Genomic DNA, 16,129 nt, shown 5'->3' with positions numbered 1-16,129 from the left:
GTCGAGGAAAATCTTACGAACCAAACTTGTCCAGTCCCCTGATCTCTTCTTTGTACTCAGAAGGCAGCAATAGGTTCTTCAGCATCCAGTCCATCTTCATCAGTTTGGTTACCTTGTACACTGGAAGCACGGGTGTTAGCAGCGAAAAATCACTGAAGTCCAGCATCTGCTTTACCCTGTCTGGTATCACCAGTTTTTGTCCTTCAATGAGAACCCTGAACCGCAAAGCACCCAAATGTTTTTTGTATTGCTTAAATAAGTCGAGCGTGTACGGACTTTTCTCAAGGTTTGCCTCCAGGTGTGCATCCCTGGCCGGTAGCCAGGTTAGATAATCAGGCGGCAGGTCTTTCAAACCCATCCGCAAGCCAACGCGGTAGAAAACGTTGTAGACCTCCTCCTTTTCATCGTTGGTTAGCTTTCGTTCGAATAATTCGTAAGAAGCAATAGAATAGTGTATGAGCATGAACAACACGTCGCGGTAGGCCCAGTCGGGAATGGCCGCGCCTCGTGCTGCTTCTACCGCGACATGTATGTTGCGGATAGTGTCAATTGCTTTGTTGGCTTCGGCAGTTGGGGCGAATATGATCTTCCTTGCATAGCTAACGGTGGAGAAAAGGCGACCCAACGGATCGGAAGGAAGCTTGCCTGTGAAGTACAGCCAGTGCACCGCCTTATTGAGCGCAAACTCGGCTGCTGCGCCTGCAAAGATGAACAGGATGGTATCCGCATTGCCCCAGATCTTCCGGACGATCGAGTCTTTTGCAACGAACAAGGATGTGCTTTGGCTTTCCATAGCTACAGCATTGCAATATGCTTGCCAAAGATGTTACTCGCGAGAGAAAGTATATTCCTAAAGTTTTGTTGTAATTGCCGAAACGCGAAGCAATGCTCGTGTTTGTGTTAACTTTAGTTGATCAATCACACCTGGTCATGAAACAGTTTTACCTCCTATTAGCATCAACTGTAATTGTTTCTTCCTGCAATGGGCAGGATAATAACCCGCAACAGTTAGTTTCCGGCCATTCGAAACTGGTTAAAACACAAGGAACAGGCAAATATGCCAACATCCACTGCAGCCTGCAGGATAAAGCAGGAAATCTTTGGTTCGGTACTACCGGGGAAGGTGTTTACCGATACGATGGAAAAAGTTTTACCCAGTTTACTACGAATGACGGCCTAAGCGGTAATACCGTATGGTCGGTTTTAGAAGATAGATCGGGCAATATTTGGTTTGGAACGGACAACGGCGCCAGTCGGTTTGATGGGGCGACAATAACCCGTGTCCCGGTCGCGCTTTCTATTAGTAGTGATTTAACACTGAGTAGCGCTTCCGGGAAAAATCCATACGAGAAGAATGAGGTCTGGAGCATGATGCAGTACAAGGATGGCACGATCCTGTTCGGCAGCCGCGATGGAATGTATCGTTATAACGGGAGGTCTTTTAGTCGTTTCCTGGATGATAAAAACATCATAAATAGTGAAGGGCTCAACCTGAAGATGGTGGATTGTATGATACAGGATAAAGCCGGTAATATTTGGTTTGCATCGGGTATGTTGCCCGGCAGTGAAGGTTTGATCAAATATGACGGCAAGAGTCTTACGAGGTATAGACCCGGTGGTGAAGGGTGGATCCGTTATGTGGTAGAAGATCGCCGGGGCGGTTTGTGGATAGGCACCAGGCACAACGGAGTTTGGCGCTACGATGGAAAGGATTTTACGAGATTTATGGAAGGTAACGACATTGGACTGGCTGCCCTGGTGGATAACGCCGGTAATGTTTGGTTTAGCGGTGGCGAAAAAAGTGATGGTTATTCCAGCGATGGTAATGTTTGGCTTTACGATGGTGCGACTTTAAAGAACATTGCGGCTAATAGCGTGGGTAACTACGGCGTATGGACCATGCTGGAAGATAAAGCCGGTAACATTTGGTTTGGTACCCGGAACACAGGATTGTATCGGTACGATGGCAAAACGTTCACCAGCTTTTCTGAGTAAACCGATATACTACATGAGAATCCGTAACTTCCCTTTATGAAAATAGCCCTCGCATCACCCCCAATACCATCCTCTCTCGAAGCCGGTTTGCAGTCGCTGGAAGACCTTGTTAAGAAGGCAGCCAGTCAGCAGGCAGAGATCATTTGTTTTCCTGAATCTTTTTTGCCTGGCTACCCTGGTATGGGTTATTCACGGGAAGATCGAACTGCAGAAAGGCTAGAGCCGGCTCTTGAAAAAGTAAGAGACATTGCTGCACGACATGCTATCGCCATTATCATTCCCATGGATTTGTATGTTGGCGATGAAGTGTTCAACGTGGCTCATGTTATATCGAACACTGGCGAGGTTCTCGGTTACCAAACCAAAAACCAGCTCGACCCTTCAGAAGACAATATATGGAAGGCTGGCACCGAGCGCACCATGTTTGAGGTGAACGGGTTGAGATTTGGCATCTCGATCTGCCACGAGGGATTTCGCTATGGCGAAACGGTGAGGTGGGCTGCACAACGCGGTGCGCACATCGTGTTCCATCCGCATTTTACCGGAAGCAACGAGTCTGGACCAACGTTGACAGAGTGGGGCAGTATGGCCAATCCTTACTATGAAAAGGCCATGATGGTTCGCGCGCTCGAGAATACCATCTACTTTGCCAGCATCAACTATGCCTCCACTTACCCCGAATCGGCCAGCGCAGTGATCGCACCCGACGGCAGCCTCGTTGCACACGAACGCTATGGAAATGCTGGTGTGCTCGTGGTAGATATAGATCTCGCTAAAGCAACCGGCTTCCTTGCTAAGAGGTTGAAGAATGAGTTGTATGGAATGGGTTCAGAGGTTTAATTCCAGTCTATTATTTATTTGCCAACCCAAACCGTTTCATGTTCGAATCTGAAAAAGGGAAATAGTCCAGCACATCATATTGCCACACGTTGGTAGGGAATATTACCACCAGGTTGGCTGTTTTATCGCCTATGTTTTTAAACGCATGCGGTACCATTGGTGGTATGTTGACGATGTATGGAGCTTCTATGGTAAACATTGTGTCGCCAAGGGCATAAAGTATTTTCCCTTCCAGCAGCACATGCGATTCTTCACCCTGGTGTGTATGCATGGGCGGCGCGCCACCGGGGAAGGTTTCTGTAATACCGATCACAAGGTTTTTGTAGCCGTTCTTGTAGCCTTCCATTACGTGCACGTACTCGCCGGGACCGGGATTAATTACGGGCAGCTGGTCTAGCGTTACTGCATGGTCCTTCCAGTATTTCATTTCGCGGGTTTCGTAACCAGCCGGTACCATTCTTCTTTCAAGCACTTTGTGAGAATGGTGTTGCTTGTGCAGGTATTGGATGATAGAATCCGGAACTGTTTTTACTTCGGCCACCAGACCATCTATAGAAAAGGTTTCTTTAGCAGGATCGTGGCTGTGTGGATGGTCATGACCGTGGTGTTCGTGTTCATGATCATGCGCGGTATCGTTATTGCCTTTCTCTTTGCAGGAGCTGAAGTAGACGATCACAAATAGAGCTGGAAGGAGCTTAAAACAGCTTTTGATGTTCATGGTGAAGAATTATAGACATCTAAGGTAGTTGTTATTTGTTTAATATGATGACGATGCTTCTATTTCTGTGCATATCGGAAAAGGGTAACAGCTGAGCTCGTTTAACGTGGCAAGGAAAGCGAAAAACTAAAGAATGGATCTGGCGTTTTGCAGGGTGGCTGGTGTAATATTGCGCTTATAAATGCATCATCCAGGGACGCCGAAAACTGTATAGAGTAGGCAATGATCTTAACGATAATGTTATGCCTAAGTATGTGATCGAAAGAGCTATTCCCGGTGCGGGAAATTTCTCTCCTGAAAAACTAAGAGAGGTATCACAGGCCTCCGCAAAAGTTTTGAACGAGCTTGGCCCGCAAATACAGTGGATACAGAGCTATGTTACCGCTGATAAGATCTATTGCATTTACAATGCCCCGAATGAAGAAATGGTACGCAAACATGCTACACAAGCCGGCTTTCCCGCCGATTCTGTGGCCAAGGTGTCTGCCATTATCGATATGGTGACGGCGGAGTAGACAAGCTTTCCGGTTGAGGCTTGCGTTCTGTTTTAGCCGACTTTTTTATCAGGGCTATAAGTCCTAGTATTGGTCCTACCGCCAGCAGCGTATAAATGTATCCGGCATTTTCCGGGGTGCGCAGTGCGCCTACTAGTTGTATGCTCACAATGGTGATCGCAAAGCCCATGCAGGTGACAATGGTGAGCGAGCTGCCTTTTACACGTGCTGGCGCCGACGTTGCTACGAGCGTGGAAAACAAAGGCGAGTCAGCAATAACGGCCATGCTCCATATAAACAGGAAGATCAGCAGCAACAAAGAAGAAGACGTCAATAAGATGAGTGGAGAAACAAGACAGCATAAACAGGATATCAATAGAGCTGCAGTGGCCACTTTTTTCGGTCCAAAGTATTGAGACAAGTATCCACCCATCACACACGAAATACTGCCGGAGGCTATAATGAAGAATGATGATAGAGGAACGTTTATAGCCGACTCGGGGTGATAGCTGTTATGAGCGGCGAGTATGACTGGTACGAAGACCCAAAAGGCATACAACTCCCACATGTGACCAAAATATCCCAGGGCTACGGCCTTCATCTCGTTATTGCGAAAGCCTTGTAGGAAAGATGATATCTTGAACTTTGCGGCTGGTGCGCGATGCGGGCCATCGGGAACTAGCAGCATCAGGGCAACACCGCCAACGACCGCCAGTAGCGAGGTAGCGTAAATAACATATTGCCAGGGTAAGGCGGCGCCAATGCTCTTGAGTAGGTGTGGGAAAGCCGTACCCAAGACAAGTGCCCCCACAAGAAAACCCAGCGATTTTCCAAGGCCTTGTTGGTAATGGTCGGAAGCTATTTTCATGCCTACCGGATAAATACCAGCAAGGAAGAAGCCAGTCAGAAAACGAAAAAGTATTAACTGGCCGGCGTTGATACCATTAAGCGTGACCAGCGTATTTACAGCAGCAGCGATTAGCGAGCATATAAAGAACACGCGGCTGGGGGAGAACCTGTCGGAGATGCTGAATACAGCAAAGACCAGTGTGCCTGTTATAAACCCGAATTGTACTGCGCTGGCAATATGGGCAAGATAATCTTGTCCTACCTGCAATTCGCGGGCGATGTCGGTGATAACAGCATTGCCGGCAAACCACAGCGAGGTGCAAAAGAACTGCGCAATAACAATGACCGGCAAAATAGTTTTCATACAGAACTCTCTGTTGTTGAATGAATTTACATCGACAAAACATGAGTTGCAAACACCGGTTGATAAGAGGACGGGTTGACAAGGGATTATTAGATAAATTTGGTGCAGGATTCGAATTCAATATGCAAGACCCAAAAGATTATAGCAGCATCAGTCCATCGGCAAAATCGCTTTTGCTGATGAAAGGTTATACGAACATACCTTATGCACAGCAGACAGCAGCCTTGATGCAGGGCCCCGAGATTTTTGATCTGAACTTTGATGAGAAAGACTTTTGGTTCTGGATACGCGTGATGCATTTTGAAAGCCGCTACTGGAGTATCGACCAGTTGTTGCAGCAAACGGATATAAAGAATATTCTCGAATTATCGTCGGGTTATTCGTTGCGTGGACTGGACCTATGCGCCAAAGACCAAACGATACACTATATCGACACCGACCTGCCCGAAGTAATAGCAGATAAGCAGCAAATGATCGACCATCTTGGGTTGAATAAGGAAATGCTACAAGGCAAGCTGGAGCTGCAGCCGCTGAATGCTTTGGATGAGGATGCATTCAATGCCGTTGTCTCACGGTTTGACGGACCGGTCAATATAGTGAACGAAGGGCTGTTGATGTACCTGAACATGGAGGAGAAAGTGCGCTTGTGTCAAACCATCCATAACGTATTGAAGCAACGAGGTGGCTGCTGGATAACCGCCGACATCTATGTTAAACGTTCTACAGAGATGCGCGCAGAACTACCCCAAAGTAAAAGTGAAGCGGCTTTTATGGAGCAACACAACGTAGAGGAGAATAAGTTTGACGGCTATGAAGCTGCAGCTGAGTTCTTCAACGCGCAAGGTTTTGAAGTGGTGAAGGAGGCTGTGCCTGACAATGAAAAGCTGAGTGTGCTGCCTCAGGTGCTAAAAGTCCTTCCCGAAGAATGGCGCAATAGCAAAGAGCCTCCCCCCAAGATACAGGCTACATGGATGCTGAAGGCGGTGTGACGATAGGCGCTTAGCGCCTTACTGGCATAGCTTTTTTGCTCCTGTCAGTATAATTATCACATCTTATGAAGAAGATCATCTGGCTACCGGCAGTAGCCTTGTTTTTAAGCCTGAGCTACTACGCGCCTGCGCAGGAGGTGAAGCAAAAAGTGAAGAAGGGTGCTAAAGCGGTGGGCAATAATACGGCTGAGGCCGCTTCGAAAGCCACATCGCGGGTCAAGGACCAGAAGCTAAAAGACAAAGTAGCTCCCAATGGCGAAGACGTGTACGTTAACGGTCATGGCAAGTACTACTGGGTGAACAAAAAAGGCGGAAAGCGGTATATAAATGAAAACCAGTTGGTGAAGAAGGTGAAATAATAACCCTGGTATACGATCTCATTACTGTGCGGATCTCTTGAACAGGATCCGGCAATGACTTTTATGTAATACAAAAGCCGCCCGAAAGCGGCTTTTGTTGTTTGTGCGTTATTGCCCTACCAGACCCTGTATATTTCCCTTGAGCCTGTCAGGTACATGTCGTGATAGCCCTGCATTTTTTCCTGCATCTTTTTCATCTCCTCGCTGTGCTGCATGTATTTTTCGAAACTTTGCTCATAGGCGGTAAGGTTTTCATACTGGCTTACCATAATAACACGGTTGTACTGGCCAGTCATATCCGTCATGATGTTCACCAGTTCTTTATTACCCTCCATAGCTTCTTTAAACATTTTGGCCACCTTAGAAGCCTGGCCTGGCTTGCAGATAAAGATGTCGTGTACGATGATCATAAATGGTGTTTTTAGAGTGAGGTATTAAAGCTCCGAAGAATATTTAGAATAATCAGCTCTGCCGGAAAAGATAATATCAAGACCCGCCTGCATCAGAATAAGATCGATGCGAAGGCAGATAGGGTCGTTCCACTTTGGCCCCCTGTGTAATAACCGAATACGCTGCTTACCGGCGATGCTTCTACAAAGATCACCTGGCAGTTCAAACGCACATTGCGGGTTTTGAATGGATAGACATTAAGGCCTAAGAGGTATTCATTAGAGTTTTTGAACGAACCGAATATTTGTGATGTGGCGCAGTACACTTCCAGTCTTTTCTTGATTGGGAACCCTGCTAACTGGATCATGAAGCCATCGTCGAATATAGAATGCTGAGGTAATGGACCGTCAGCATTGAATTTGTCGAGTGTTCTCCTGTAATACTCGGCCTGCAGAAATAGACCTTTGTATTTCAATCCTGCGTCCATCGACCAGAGCGTATAGTTTGCCTCCTGTATGGTGACATCAGGAGCAAGTGCGCCCGAGAGAAAGAGCAAGTTGCCGTCGGAGATGCGGATGGAAGTGTTGTCTGGTGAATTTTGGCTTAGGTCATTATACCTGTCTTCCCGGTGGTGTGCAAAAGAAGAACCGAAGCGGGTTGCCAGCTTCTTATGATATTCCCAGTCGCCATATGCTCCTCTTGGACCGAATTCATCGGTAGTAGGCAGCCAGTACAAACTGGCACCGTAACCCAGCTTACGATTGAATTTACCGGCCGCTATGCCCAGCTCGCTAAGGTTTTGCCCAATGGTTACGAAATAGTGCAGCGTGTTGATCGGTTCGCCGGTGGCCCAAATGGCGCTGGTGAACCCCGTCCTGAAGTATTCATCGGCCATCACCCGGTCCGACCCCAGCCAGTAGGGGTGTGAGCCCTGTAACGAACGTGTGCCACCCAGTGAGTTGATACCCGCACTCAGGTTGAAGTACTTGTGAAAGCGGTAGCTCATATTACCTGCAATAGCCACCTGGTTGGTAGCGTTCACTGTCCAGAAGGTGATGTTGTAATTGAGTTTAGGCACATAGATCCACCCCGTCATGAACGCCTGCACGCGGTGCCAGATGATGTCATTCCTGCCGTCTGTTTCCTTTTGGTTGCCCAGGTGGTCGTAGTAGGTTTGCGTGGCCGGCAGCTGATTCAGGTAGCGAAACAGCATATAGCCGCTTATGTTCAGCGTGCCGTATTCCGTCTTTACCACCTGGAAGCCGCGGCCGGGAGTAATAGCTCCCCAGTAGTCAACATTATAGCTATGCATCGAGTCGAGCTGGTGCGAGGTCAGCAGGGTGTCGTTTTCCTGGGCCTGCAGAGAAGATGTGGCAAGGCAGAAAAGCAGGCAGCTCGAAATTAATCGGAGCAACTGTTTCATGGTATGATGAGTTTAGGTGGACGCAAAAGTTTGCCTGCCTAAAGTTACAGCAAAATCAAAGTCAGCTTTCGGCTGAGGTTGTTATGGGCATCATCAATTTTGTTGTCGATTGTTGTCGTTTTTCTGTCATGGTATTTTCGTTAGGGTTCTATAATCTATTGCTGGTTAATTGTTTGCTGTGGATTTGCCTGACATGGACATGGTCACTTTTGTTGCCACGGCATCTTAATGGCTTTGTGGACAATTGTGTGCCTTTTTGAGCAGACAAAATCATTCACAGCTTGCCTGCTTTTGGTTCAAATGGTATTAGTGCAAATATACAATAAATTATTTAAAATCACATTGCATCGAATGCAATATTCCTGACTTTCTGATTGCGCCCTTAATGACAAAGGGCATCTGAAAAAATGACAAAGGTCAGTGATCGTTACCCCTGTTCGTCCTTAATTGCATCCGTGTTTGAATCATATTATGTAAACCTAAAAGGAATGCAATGAAAAAGAATCTGGGCTTTACCGATGCTATTATGAGGGTGGCGGCAGCATTGGCGATAGTAGTTCTATACTTTACAGGTGCTGTCAGCGGAATTGCTGCCATCATACTTATCGCTTTTGCAATAGTTTTTGTGATCACCGCCTTTGTTGGCTTTTGCCCTTTATATTTTCCATTCCGCATTTCAACACGTAAAAAATGAAGCATGAAATAGAAACCCAATGGATGGGTAAAATGCAGTTTAATGCATTGGTTAACGGGCACACTATAGTAATGGATGCGCCAGAGCGGGCGGGTGGCGAAGATGCAGGTCCTATTCCCAAACCATTTGTGTTGTCGGCCCTTTCGGGTTGTACGGGTATGGATGTGGTAACCCTGTTGAGAAAACAAGGCAGACAATTGCAGGACCTTAGTCTAAAAGTAAGTGGCGAGATCAGCAAGCAGCCTCCTATTGAATACGTGGCTGCACATGTTGTTTACGAAATGAGGGGCAGTGAGGCCGATGAGACTGCAGCGCTTGATGCTGTTATGCAATCGCAGGAGCGGATCTGTGGGATAAGTCACATGCTGAAGAAGATCATTCCTGTTACCTGGCAGGTGGTGTATAATGGGAGAGAGATCTTTAACAATATGCCGCTCAGACAACCTCAGTCAGTCGAAGGTTAGTACAATTTTGGCAAGGGTTACATTCCTGCTTCAATCAATAGCACATTGAATTTATGACCGTCTGGATCGGCAAAGGCGAAACCGTAATGATTGGTTTTATCTCTCCCTGGTTCGTTGAAAATGGTACCTCCGGCGTTCTTAACTTTTTCTGCCCATTCCTTTACTTCCGCTTCTGTTTCTGCCGAAAGTGTGAATATGATCTCGCTTGTGTTTCGTGAACCGGGTGTTAAATATTCATCGATCTGTGAGCCCTGTTCAAAAAAATGGATCACAAACCTATCATCGCCAAACAGAAAACTGGCGAGCTTAGGGTAGGTGTTGGGGCCATTGGGAGTAAACCCCAGTTGTGTATAGAATTGCCTGGTGCGTTCTGTATCTTTTACACTAAAATTTGCCCATATTTTTCTTGCTTTCATACTGCTGGATTTTTGAGTGATCTTTTAATCTCATGCTAATGTAGCACATCAGTTTGAAGTGCTGAGTAGTTAAGTTTTACTGCTGGTTGGATGCAGGTTACGCTACGTCGGGGGAGTTTTTTCACGGAATTTTTAGAGACGCCATCTCTATCTGTTAAGGTTGGAAACGGCAGGGTTTAATACTGTTAAAGCTGCTGAATATTAGGCACTATGGCCCAAAATTAGTGCCTTTGCCCTGACCATTGGTGATTCTTATGAAAAAGAGAAAGGCTATAGTGAAGAAGGTCATGATGAGTTTAGGCATAGCCCTCGCAGGACTTACAGGTTTTAAAGCCACGATACAACAGCAAAAATCTGCTGCGGCTGAAATAGCCTACGTGGCAAAGGTTAATAAGAAATATCACAAACCAAAGAGTATAAGCCGTGATAGCACGGATAGCGAACATGAAGCCGAGCCTGAAATAGACATCAGCACTGACCTGGGCTTTTACAAAGCCGTTCTTAAAGAACTGGGTGTGAAAGAGACCAAAGAGAAACTCAAGTTTCTAATGGCCTGGAGGCAAGGTGAAGGTGGCAAGGCGAAGAACAATCCGTTCAATACGTCGAAACACATTCCGGGAACCGCGGATACCAAGTATAATTCGCATGGCGTAAGGAACTACCCGAACCGTAAGATCGGGCTCGACGCCACTGTGGCAACGTTGAGGTTAGGTCACTATAAAGAGATAGTTGATCTGCTGAAGAAGGATGCGGTTACAGCGATGGAGATAGCACGTAGTAAAGCCCTTAAAAAATGGGGTACAGGTGCGATGGTGATAAAGGTGCTGAAAGGTGGTAGCGTTAATCCCCCTGCGATCGCGTAGCGGCTTAACAATAACTGTTAGAATAAATGATGCCGGCGGGTCCTTTGCAAGAGACCCGCCGGAGAAGAAAATTTTGATCGGCTGCTTTCACGCATCGTGAAACAGATTATTCAGTTTGCGCAGTCGCATTGACGCGGTTATTTGTGCAATTCCCAATATTATCAAAGCAATTGCCGTATAGGTTGCTATAGTGAGACCGGCGAATACTGGATTGCGAATGAGCATGAACGCAAACATAGCGCCCAGGAATCCAATGAACGCCAACCAGCCCCACTGCGAGTCATGTTGTTTACGCAATTCGAAGGCAGTACCTATTGCCATGATAGCCCGGAATAGTATGCCAAATCCTACATATAGCGGCAAAGCCAACATCGAAATGGCGGGAGTGGATAGCATTAGCAAGCCAACGAGCATATCTACAATACCCACAGCCAGTGTCCAGCCCCAACCTGGCAGCACCTTGCGGTTGGACAGGGCATACATGATGGCCATGATACCGGAAAGTAAAAACATGCAGGCAAACAAAATGGCCAGTGTAGCATAAGACGCTGCCGGAGTTCTCAACGCCCACACGCCTGCAATAATGAAAAGAATACCTGTGATAAGCGGGAGGTACCAATGACTGATGGCTTCCCTTACCGGCTGTTTCATGATCTAGTGTTTTGGTGAGAAGCTGTAAGTTAGACCATTGCTGGTTGGCGCCTGTGTAGAAGTTTGCCATGAAATATTTAACGTGCTGACTATGTATCGTCTTGGTTTTTCTGTTGACGAGCTTTGAGAGGGGACGGCATTGTATTTGTGCAAACCTTAATTCAAAAAACTATCACCATGAAGTTAACTACACTGCTGCTCGCAGGCACGCTCATCTGTTCGTTCCCGGCAGCCAATGCGCAACACAACCATGTTATAGTATCGCCCGATAAATTACAGTGGATGGATGGACCTCCGGGCCTGCCTGCAGGCGCTAAGGTTGCAGTGCTCAGTGGCGACCCGGCAGCAGCGGGTCTGTTCACGGTTCGCCTCAAGTTTCCGGCTGGCTACGTTATCCCGGCACACTGGCATCCTACCGATGAACTGGTAACCGTTATTTCCGGCAAATTCCAAATGGGAATGGGTGACAAATACCAAAAGAATGGTCTCTCGCCTCAGCGCCCGGGCAGCTTTATGCTGTTGCCCGCAAAAATGACCCACTACGCGGGTGCAGATGAAGAAACCATTGTGCAAGTGAATGCCATGGGACCGTTCGAGATCAACTACGTTGACCCGAATGATGATCCGCGGAAAAAGGTACAACGTTAGTGCCCAGGCTTGCTAAAGCTGATCATGAAAAAGCTCTGCTGTTGTGTCATTATCGCCGCCAGCCTATGGGGTTGTGGATCAACGGGCGATAATACGCAACAGGTAGCCGATACTGTGGAAACTCCCGCAGCTAGTCTGCGGGAGGGTACAGCGGATGTAGGTTTTTACACGCTCTTCAGCCTGGCTGATGCTGAAAGAATATTGGGCGAACCCGCGCGTTTGTCCGACAGTGCAACCAGTGTCGTGGCAGACACGCTTATTTTCCAAAACACCTATACTGCCATTGCCGCCGATAAAAAGAGCGGAAAGACTGGCAACATATATTTTATGTACGAGCAGTACAACGATGCGTCCACAGCGCATCGTTTACTGGCGTATTACAAAACCGCCAATGAAAAGAACGGTGCCCAAACCGTTACAGGCATTGGCGATGAAGCCTGGTTCCATACCGATGGGCAAAACTTTTACTTCATCATGGCTCGTAAGGGCAATAAAGCGATACGCATGAAGGTGAATAAACTCACGCTAATACCTCTCTTGATGCGTTCAAGGCGGTAGCTAAGGAGGTTGTTGACCGGATGTGATTAGTTGCAAACTCAGAACATGGTTATATTTTTATGCCCTGATGCAGACAACTACACTATACCGCCCGGTGAGCCAAAAAGAACTAGACCTTATAGCCGAAAGCGGCTGGAAGCGTTTTCCGCCACGGCTGCCTGACCAACCTATCTTTTATCCTGTCACTAACGAGGAGTATGCAGTGCAGATAACGCGAGACTGGAATGTGCCTGCCTATGGGGTTGGGTATGTTACAAAGTTCGAGGTCGATTCGGCTTACCTGGAAAAGTTTGCGGTGCAAAACGTAGGCGGGCAATTGCACGACGAGCTTTGGGTACCGGCAGAAGAACTTGACGAATTCAATGATCATATTATCGGGGTTATAGAGGTGACTAAGGAGTTTAGATAGAGCCTGTCCGAATTTGAAAAGGCAGCATAACTACGTAACTTGATATTTCTATGAACGTACAAGACCAGATCAAGGAATACATTGCCAGCCAGCCTGAAGCCAAACGCAGCGATATGCAAGCGCTGCACCAGCGCATACTTAAGGCGTTGCCGGGTTGTAAAATATGGTTCTTCGATGGTACGAACGACGAAGGTAAAGTCGTTAGCAACCCTACCATAGGCTATGGCTCGTACACCATAAAATATGCTAAGGGAGACACCAGGGAGTTCTTTCAAATTGGGTTGAGCGGAAACACCGCCGGGATATCTGTTCATATCATGGGTATTAAGGATAAGACCTACCTGGCCCAAACGTTTGGCAAAGACCTGGGCAAGGCCAGCGTGACCGGGTACTGCATCAAGTTCAAAAAGCTGGCAGATATAAACCCTGATGTACTGGAGGCGGCAATACGGTATGGGGTGGAGGTGACGAGTGAAAAAGCCGGTACCGCGTAGTTGAAGACTACGCCGGGCGGACACCTTGATCTCTAAACTAGTTACGACGGCAACTACTTTTTTCTTTTCCTATAGTCTCACGGTTCGCAGCCAGCCGGGTTGTTGCACTTTGTTGTTTTCTGCAAAAAATTTCGGTGTGTTCAGATAAGGGGCCGGAGGTACTGCCCGTGGTTCTATAGCCGGCTTCTCAATTTTATTGTTTGTTACCGGTACATAAATAGCTGTGGGCAGCTTTAGGGGCTGCTTTGTTGTGTTTTGTTGCGTTTTGCCTGTTTTACCGGCAGGCTGAGTGTCTTGCATTTCATTTTGCGCCGACGGCTGCCCTCCAGGTTCTGTAGTCTGGCTTTTCGTGGCCACACGGTAGCTGCCGTCCATACGGTTATCCATATCTATCGCCTTTAGTCTTTCTTTAAGGGTGGGCACCATTACGGGCACACGCTGGCCTTCTATATGATCCGGGGGCGGTTGTTCCATCCATTTACCTTCGGCTATCTGCGCCAGCAGCTCACGCTTGCGCTGCACCGTCAGCAATTCAGCTACGTACTTTTCTTTCAGCACCTGCCGCGCCTTTTCCAGCATCCGTTCCTGCGCTTCTGCGATGGCTGCCGACACTTCAGGGTTTTGCATCAGCCTGTTGGCGGCCGATTCGATGGAGCGGGGATTTTCATTTTTGGGTTGGTAGGCCGTTTTGTAGGCCTCGCTCTTGTTGCCATGCCGCAGCAGCGCGCACACAAAAGCGTGTTGATTCATGTTCATGACGATAGTTTTAATTCCTATATCCCAGCCTTCGTGCAGACTGAGAAAACAGGCGGTTTATAATAATAGCAAAGATACTATTTATAATTGATAATGTAAAATTAAAAAAATATAACAACAACCTTCGTTGGGTCGCATTCCGCCGAATGGCCTTGATGCCGCCGGGTGCCTATGCAGGAGGCCCGGCGGGGAAGGGATATACGTTATTTTGATTGTATTTGCTGCGGCAGGAATGTTTATCTTCGTCTTATGGGCCATAAAAAGGTTTGCTTGTTGTGTAGGAAGGCTTTCAGTATATATGGTAACGAAAGCAAAGAGATCAATATGACTTGCCCGGAGTGCGGTAACGAAACGGTATTAGTGGCTCATCGTTTCCGCCCGCCAGCTAGAGACGACTTGAAGAAATGGCAAGTGGTAGAGTTTTTGATCAATAATGGTTTTCCGTATCAGCATGTGTATGAAGCATGGACTGGAAGACCGAATGAAGGGTTGGTGACCTATCCGGAAAACATGAAAGCGGCAGAAGAATTTGTGATCAAATATCAAAGCCAGGTAAAGGAAGTGGGCAAATAGGCGCTGGCTATCTTTAGCTATTTCGCATAGTGAAGTGCGACATACCCGGACTCAAACACTTTTGATTTGATCAAGTTTAACTGCAATTTCTCCGCCGGGCTAACCGTGTCAAACAGCCTTCTGCCTTCTCCCACTATCAAAGGCTGCACCACAAAACGGAATTCATCTATCAGCCCAAGCTCCAGGAGCTGTGACGGAACATCTACACCGCCAAGCAATATGTCTTTGCCTTCTTCCTGTTTCAGCTTCAGTATTTCCTCCTTCAGGCCTGTGCTGACAATCCTGGTTTTCGGGTGTTCTACCTTATCCAGCGTGCGCGAAAAGACAACGATGTTTTCGACGGCGTCGAATGCATGGGCGAAATCATTCATGGACTGTGTTGACCCGGAATGGGTTTTTGCCATATCGGGCCAGAACGGGACCATCAGTTCATAGGTTTTACGACCATACACGAGTGTATCCACCTCGCCCAGCATGTGCGCAAAGTATTCGTGTATCTCTTCATTACCGATGCCCTTTGTGTGATCCACGCAGCCGTCCAGGGTGGTGTTGATGGCGAATATTAGTTTTCTCATTTTGGTAGGTTTGACTTTGAGGAGGGGATTTTGATAACCGAATTTATAATATCAAGTCCTGAGTTGCAAACCCAGGATGGCAGGGTTGCATTATTTGTAATAATGTTTATATATTTATTGTTACTAAAACGTACCCTCTTATGGAACAAGCAAAACAAGGAATGCCGAAATGGCTAAAAGTAACAGGAATTGTATTGATTGTAGTTGTTGCCATCGGCATGTTTGGCGGCGATGACGAAACTAAATCGACGGCGAGCGAATCAGCTTCGTCCGCTCCCGTAGAAAATGCTATGCGGGTAGATGCAACAGAAATTGTAAATGCCTATATAAAAAATGAGGTTGCCGCTGATAATCAGTATAAGGGCAAAAAAATGATAGTCGCGGGTACAATTGCTGATATTGGCAAGGACATAATGGATGATGCATACATAACGATACATGCGACTTCTGACGAACTGCGTGCAGTGCAATGCACGTTTGCAGACCCTCAACAAGTTGCGTCTTTATCAAAAGGACAGCAAATTGCAGTTAAAGGTGTGTGCAAAGGACTTATGATGAACGTACTAGTTGATGATTGTGTTTTAGCTAATTAATTGCCGTATATTTT

23 protein-coding genes are annotated in these 16,129 nt (G+C 47.0%); 14 read left to right on the top strand and 9 right to left on the bottom strand.

All coding sequences use genetic code 11. The features are described from left to right. Nucleotides 1–13: 13 nt before the first annotated feature. Complete coding sequence (locus P2W83_RS00170; RefSeq protein WP_276131647.1) at nucleotides 14–793, bottom strand: oxygenase MpaB family protein; 780 nt, start codon at nucleotides 791–793, stop codon at nucleotides 14–16. Between the two features lie 137 nt (nucleotides 794–930). Here P2W83_RS00170 and P2W83_RS00165 point away from each other — a divergent pair, with 137 nt between their 5' ends. Beyond that, entirely contained in the window at nucleotides 931–1,995 is a 1,065-nt protein-coding gene (locus tag P2W83_RS00165) for a ligand-binding sensor domain-containing protein (RefSeq protein ID WP_276131646.1), read from the top strand. Between the two features lie 36 nt (nucleotides 1,996–2,031). Next, complete coding sequence (locus P2W83_RS00160) at nucleotides 2,032–2,835, top strand: carbon-nitrogen hydrolase family protein (protein ID WP_276131645.1); 804 nt, start codon at nucleotides 2,032–2,034, stop codon at nucleotides 2,833–2,835. Nucleotides 2,836–2,845: 10 nt separating this feature from the next. Here P2W83_RS00160 and P2W83_RS00155 read toward each other — a convergent pair whose 3' ends face one another. Then, nucleotides 2,846–3,553 (bottom strand): cupin domain-containing protein, encoded by a 708-nt coding sequence (locus tag P2W83_RS00155; RefSeq protein ID WP_276131644.1) that lies wholly within the window; start codon nucleotides 3,551–3,553, stop codon nucleotides 2,846–2,848. Between the two features lie 242 nt (nucleotides 3,554–3,795). Between P2W83_RS00155 and P2W83_RS00150 the strand changes: the two genes are divergently transcribed. Then, nucleotides 3,796–4,068, top strand: coding sequence for a DUF4242 domain-containing protein (locus P2W83_RS00150; RefSeq protein ID WP_276131643.1), 273 nt, complete (start codon nucleotides 3,796–3,798; stop codon nucleotides 4,066–4,068). Here P2W83_RS00150 and P2W83_RS00145 read toward each other — a convergent pair. Beyond that, nucleotides 4,043–5,260: an MFS transporter gene (locus P2W83_RS00145; RefSeq protein ID WP_276131642.1), complete on the bottom strand. Its 1,218-nt coding sequence runs from the start codon at nucleotides 5,258–5,260 to the stop codon at nucleotides 4,043–4,045. The two genes, P2W83_RS00150 and P2W83_RS00145, sit on opposite strands and share 26 nt — an antisense overlap. Before the next feature lie 41 nt (nucleotides 5,261–5,301). On the opposite strand from P2W83_RS00145, the gene P2W83_RS00140 reads away from it, so the two are divergent. Together P2W83_RS00140 and P2W83_RS00135 are read left to right on the top strand one after the other, a co-directional pair. Further along, the gene (locus P2W83_RS00140; protein ID WP_276131641.1) at nucleotides 5,302–6,249 is read left to right on the top strand and encodes a class I SAM-dependent methyltransferase; all 948 of its coding nucleotides are present in this window, start codon (nucleotides 5,302–5,304) and stop codon (nucleotides 6,247–6,249) included. Nucleotides 6,250–6,314: 65 nt separating this feature from the next. Continuing rightward, on the top strand, nucleotides 6,315–6,608 hold the full coding sequence (locus P2W83_RS00135) for a hypothetical protein (protein ID WP_276131640.1): 294 nt from the start codon (nucleotides 6,315–6,317) through the stop codon (nucleotides 6,606–6,608). A 116-nt stretch (nucleotides 6,609–6,724) separates the two neighbouring features. Here the strand turns inward: P2W83_RS00135 and P2W83_RS00130 are convergent, their stop codons facing one another. Together P2W83_RS00130 and P2W83_RS00125 are read right to left on the bottom strand one after the other, a co-directional pair. Then, a complete protein-coding gene (locus P2W83_RS00130) occupies nucleotides 6,725–7,018 on the bottom strand; it encodes an NIPSNAP family protein (protein ID WP_276131639.1) in 294 nt (97 codons plus the stop codon). Nucleotides 7,019–7,110: 92 nt separating this feature from the next. Next, the gene (locus P2W83_RS00125; protein WP_276131638.1) at nucleotides 7,111–8,421 is read right to left on the bottom strand and encodes a hypothetical protein; all 1,311 of its coding nucleotides are present in this window, start codon (nucleotides 8,419–8,421) and stop codon (nucleotides 7,111–7,113) included. 493 nt (nucleotides 8,422–8,914) lie between these two features. On the opposite strand from P2W83_RS00125, the gene P2W83_RS00120 reads away from it, so the two are divergent. Both P2W83_RS00120 and P2W83_RS00115 read left to right on the top strand, forming a co-directional pair. Further along, nucleotides 8,915–9,115, top strand: a complete 201-nt coding sequence (locus tag P2W83_RS00120) for a YgaP family membrane protein (RefSeq protein ID WP_276131637.1) — start codon at nucleotides 8,915–8,917, stop codon at nucleotides 9,113–9,115. Beyond that, entirely contained in the window at nucleotides 9,112–9,579 is a 468-nt protein-coding gene (locus P2W83_RS00115) for an OsmC family protein (RefSeq protein ID WP_276131636.1), read from the top strand. The genes P2W83_RS00120 and P2W83_RS00115 overlap by 4 nt, the downstream gene beginning before the upstream one ends. Before the next feature lie 17 nt (nucleotides 9,580–9,596). Here the strand turns inward: P2W83_RS00115 and P2W83_RS00110 are convergent, their stop codons facing one another. Further along, on the bottom strand, nucleotides 9,597–9,995 hold the full coding sequence (locus tag P2W83_RS00110; protein ID WP_276131635.1) for a VOC family protein: 399 nt from the start codon (nucleotides 9,993–9,995) through the stop codon (nucleotides 9,597–9,599). A gap of 254 nt (nucleotides 9,996–10,249) precedes the next feature. Between P2W83_RS00110 and P2W83_RS00105 the strand changes: the two genes are divergently transcribed. Continuing rightward, entirely contained in the window at nucleotides 10,250–10,858 is a 609-nt protein-coding gene (locus tag P2W83_RS00105) for a hypothetical protein (protein WP_276131634.1), read from the top strand. A gap of 87 nt (nucleotides 10,859–10,945) precedes the next feature. Here P2W83_RS00105 and P2W83_RS00100 read toward each other — a convergent pair whose 3' ends face one another. Next, nucleotides 10,946–11,509: an HdeD family acid-resistance protein gene (locus P2W83_RS00100; RefSeq protein WP_276131633.1), complete on the bottom strand. Its 564-nt coding sequence runs from the start codon at nucleotides 11,507–11,509 to the stop codon at nucleotides 10,946–10,948. A gap of 177 nt (nucleotides 11,510–11,686) precedes the next feature. Between P2W83_RS00100 and P2W83_RS00095 the strand changes: the two genes are divergently transcribed. The 4 genes from P2W83_RS00095 (at nucleotide 11,687) to P2W83_RS00080 (ending at nucleotide 13,618) form a co-directional block, all read left to right on the top strand. After that, a complete protein-coding gene (locus tag P2W83_RS00095) occupies nucleotides 11,687–12,157 on the top strand; it encodes a cupin domain-containing protein (protein ID WP_276131632.1) in 471 nt (156 codons plus the stop codon). Between the two features lie 24 nt (nucleotides 12,158–12,181). Beyond that, nucleotides 12,182–12,715 carry a hypothetical protein gene (locus tag P2W83_RS00090; protein ID WP_276131631.1) on the top strand — a complete coding sequence of 178 codons (534 nt, stop codon included), beginning with the start codon at nucleotides 12,182–12,184 and terminating at the stop codon, nucleotides 12,713–12,715. 67 nt (nucleotides 12,716–12,782) lie between these two features. Then, nucleotides 12,783–13,124: an ADP-ribosylation/crystallin J1 gene (locus P2W83_RS00085; RefSeq protein ID WP_276131630.1), complete on the top strand. Its 342-nt coding sequence runs from the start codon at nucleotides 12,783–12,785 to the stop codon at nucleotides 13,122–13,124. A 50-nt stretch (nucleotides 13,125–13,174) separates the two neighbouring features. Continuing rightward, nucleotides 13,175–13,618 carry a DUF1801 domain-containing protein gene (locus P2W83_RS00080; protein ID WP_276131629.1) on the top strand — a complete coding sequence of 148 codons (444 nt, stop codon included), beginning with the start codon at nucleotides 13,175–13,177 and terminating at the stop codon, nucleotides 13,616–13,618. Nucleotides 13,619–13,687: 69 nt separating this feature from the next. Here P2W83_RS00080 and P2W83_RS00075 read toward each other — a convergent pair whose 3' ends face one another. Next, nucleotides 13,688–14,374 carry a terminase small subunit gene (locus P2W83_RS00075; protein ID WP_276131628.1) on the bottom strand — a complete coding sequence of 229 codons (687 nt, stop codon included), beginning with the start codon at nucleotides 14,372–14,374 and terminating at the stop codon, nucleotides 13,688–13,690. Between the two features lie 249 nt (nucleotides 14,375–14,623). Here P2W83_RS00075 and P2W83_RS00070 point away from each other — a divergent pair, with 249 nt between their 5' ends. Then, entirely contained in the window at nucleotides 14,624–14,947 is a 324-nt protein-coding gene (locus tag P2W83_RS00070; RefSeq protein WP_276131627.1) for a hypothetical protein, read from the top strand. A 17-nt stretch (nucleotides 14,948–14,964) separates the two neighbouring features. Here the strand turns inward: P2W83_RS00070 and P2W83_RS00065 are convergent, their stop codons facing one another. Next, nucleotides 14,965–15,522, bottom strand: coding sequence for a dihydrofolate reductase family protein (locus tag P2W83_RS00065; protein ID WP_276131626.1), 558 nt, complete (start codon nucleotides 15,520–15,522; stop codon nucleotides 14,965–14,967). Nucleotides 15,523–15,662: 140 nt separating this feature from the next. On the opposite strand from P2W83_RS00065, the gene P2W83_RS00060 reads away from it, so the two are divergent. After that, nucleotides 15,663–16,115 carry an OB-fold protein gene (locus P2W83_RS00060; RefSeq protein ID WP_276131625.1) on the top strand — a complete coding sequence of 151 codons (453 nt, stop codon included), beginning with the start codon at nucleotides 15,663–15,665 and terminating at the stop codon, nucleotides 16,113–16,115. Nucleotides 16,116–16,129 lie beyond the last annotated feature (14 nt).

The sequence above is a fragment of the Polluticoccus soli genome (genome assembly GCF_029269745.1).
Taxonomy (GTDB): Bacteria; Bacteroidota; Bacteroidia; order Chitinophagales; family Chitinophagaceae; genus Polluticoccus; species Polluticoccus soli.
This window is presented reverse-complemented; position numbering and strand designations above follow the sequence as displayed.

Coding starts and splice junctions, on each gene's coding strand:
- P2W83_RS00145 (WP_276131642.1), bottom strand. CDS start 5,260: ATGAAAACTATTTTGCCGGTCATTGTTATTGCGCAGTTCTTTTGCACC.
- P2W83_RS00130 (WP_276131639.1), bottom strand. CDS start 7,018: ATGATCATCGTACACGACATCTTTATCTGCAAGCCAGGCCAGGCTTCT.
- P2W83_RS00110 (WP_276131635.1), bottom strand. CDS start 9,995: ATGAAAGCAAGAAAAATATGGGCAAATTTTAGTGTAAAAGATACAGAA.
- P2W83_RS00125 (WP_276131638.1), bottom strand. CDS start 8,421: ATGAAACAGTTGCTCCGATTAATTTCGAGCTGCCTGCTTTTCTGCCTT.
- P2W83_RS00080 (WP_276131629.1), top strand. CDS start 13,175: ATGAACGTACAAGACCAGATCAAGGAATACATTGCCAGCCAGCCTGAA.
- P2W83_RS00140 (WP_276131641.1), top strand. CDS start 5,302: ATGAGTTGCAAACACCGGTTGATAAGAGGACGGGTTGACAAGGGATTA.
- P2W83_RS00075 (WP_276131628.1), bottom strand. CDS start 14,374: ATGAACATGAATCAACACGCTTTTGTGTGCGCGCTGCTGCGGCATGGC.
- P2W83_RS00070 (WP_276131627.1), top strand. CDS start 14,624: ATGGGCCATAAAAAGGTTTGCTTGTTGTGTAGGAAGGCTTTCAGTATA.
- P2W83_RS00150 (WP_276131643.1), top strand. CDS start 3,796: ATGCCTAAGTATGTGATCGAAAGAGCTATTCCCGGTGCGGGAAATTTC.
- P2W83_RS00100 (WP_276131633.1), bottom strand. CDS start 11,509: ATGAAACAGCCGGTAAGGGAAGCCATCAGTCATTGGTACCTCCCGCTT.
- P2W83_RS00170 (WP_276131647.1), bottom strand. CDS start 793: ATGGAAAGCCAAAGCACATCCTTGTTCGTTGCAAAAGACTCGATCGTC.
- P2W83_RS00095 (WP_276131632.1), top strand. CDS start 11,687: ATGAAGTTAACTACACTGCTGCTCGCAGGCACGCTCATCTGTTCGTTC.
- P2W83_RS00135 (WP_276131640.1), top strand. CDS start 6,315: ATGAAGAAGATCATCTGGCTACCGGCAGTAGCCTTGTTTTTAAGCCTG.
- P2W83_RS00065 (WP_276131626.1), bottom strand. CDS start 15,522: ATGAGAAAACTAATATTCGCCATCAACACCACCCTGGACGGCTGCGTG.
- P2W83_RS00060 (WP_276131625.1), top strand. CDS start 15,663: ATGGAACAAGCAAAACAAGGAATGCCGAAATGGCTAAAAGTAACAGGA.
- P2W83_RS00105 (WP_276131634.1), top strand. CDS start 10,250: ATGAAAAAGAGAAAGGCTATAGTGAAGAAGGTCATGATGAGTTTAGGC.
- P2W83_RS00085 (WP_276131630.1), top strand. CDS start 12,783: ATGCAGACAACTACACTATACCGCCCGGTGAGCCAAAAAGAACTAGAC.
- P2W83_RS00090 (WP_276131631.1), top strand. CDS start 12,182: ATGAAAAAGCTCTGCTGTTGTGTCATTATCGCCGCCAGCCTATGGGGT.
- P2W83_RS00155 (WP_276131644.1), bottom strand. CDS start 3,553: ATGAACATCAAAAGCTGTTTTAAGCTCCTTCCAGCTCTATTTGTGATC.
- P2W83_RS00165 (WP_276131646.1), top strand. CDS start 931: ATGAAACAGTTTTACCTCCTATTAGCATCAACTGTAATTGTTTCTTCC.
- P2W83_RS00115 (WP_276131636.1), top strand. CDS start 9,112: ATGAAGCATGAAATAGAAACCCAATGGATGGGTAAAATGCAGTTTAAT.
- P2W83_RS00120 (WP_276131637.1), top strand. CDS start 8,915: ATGAAAAAGAATCTGGGCTTTACCGATGCTATTATGAGGGTGGCGGCA.
- P2W83_RS00160 (WP_276131645.1), top strand. CDS start 2,032: ATGAAAATAGCCCTCGCATCACCCCCAATACCATCCTCTCTCGAAGCC.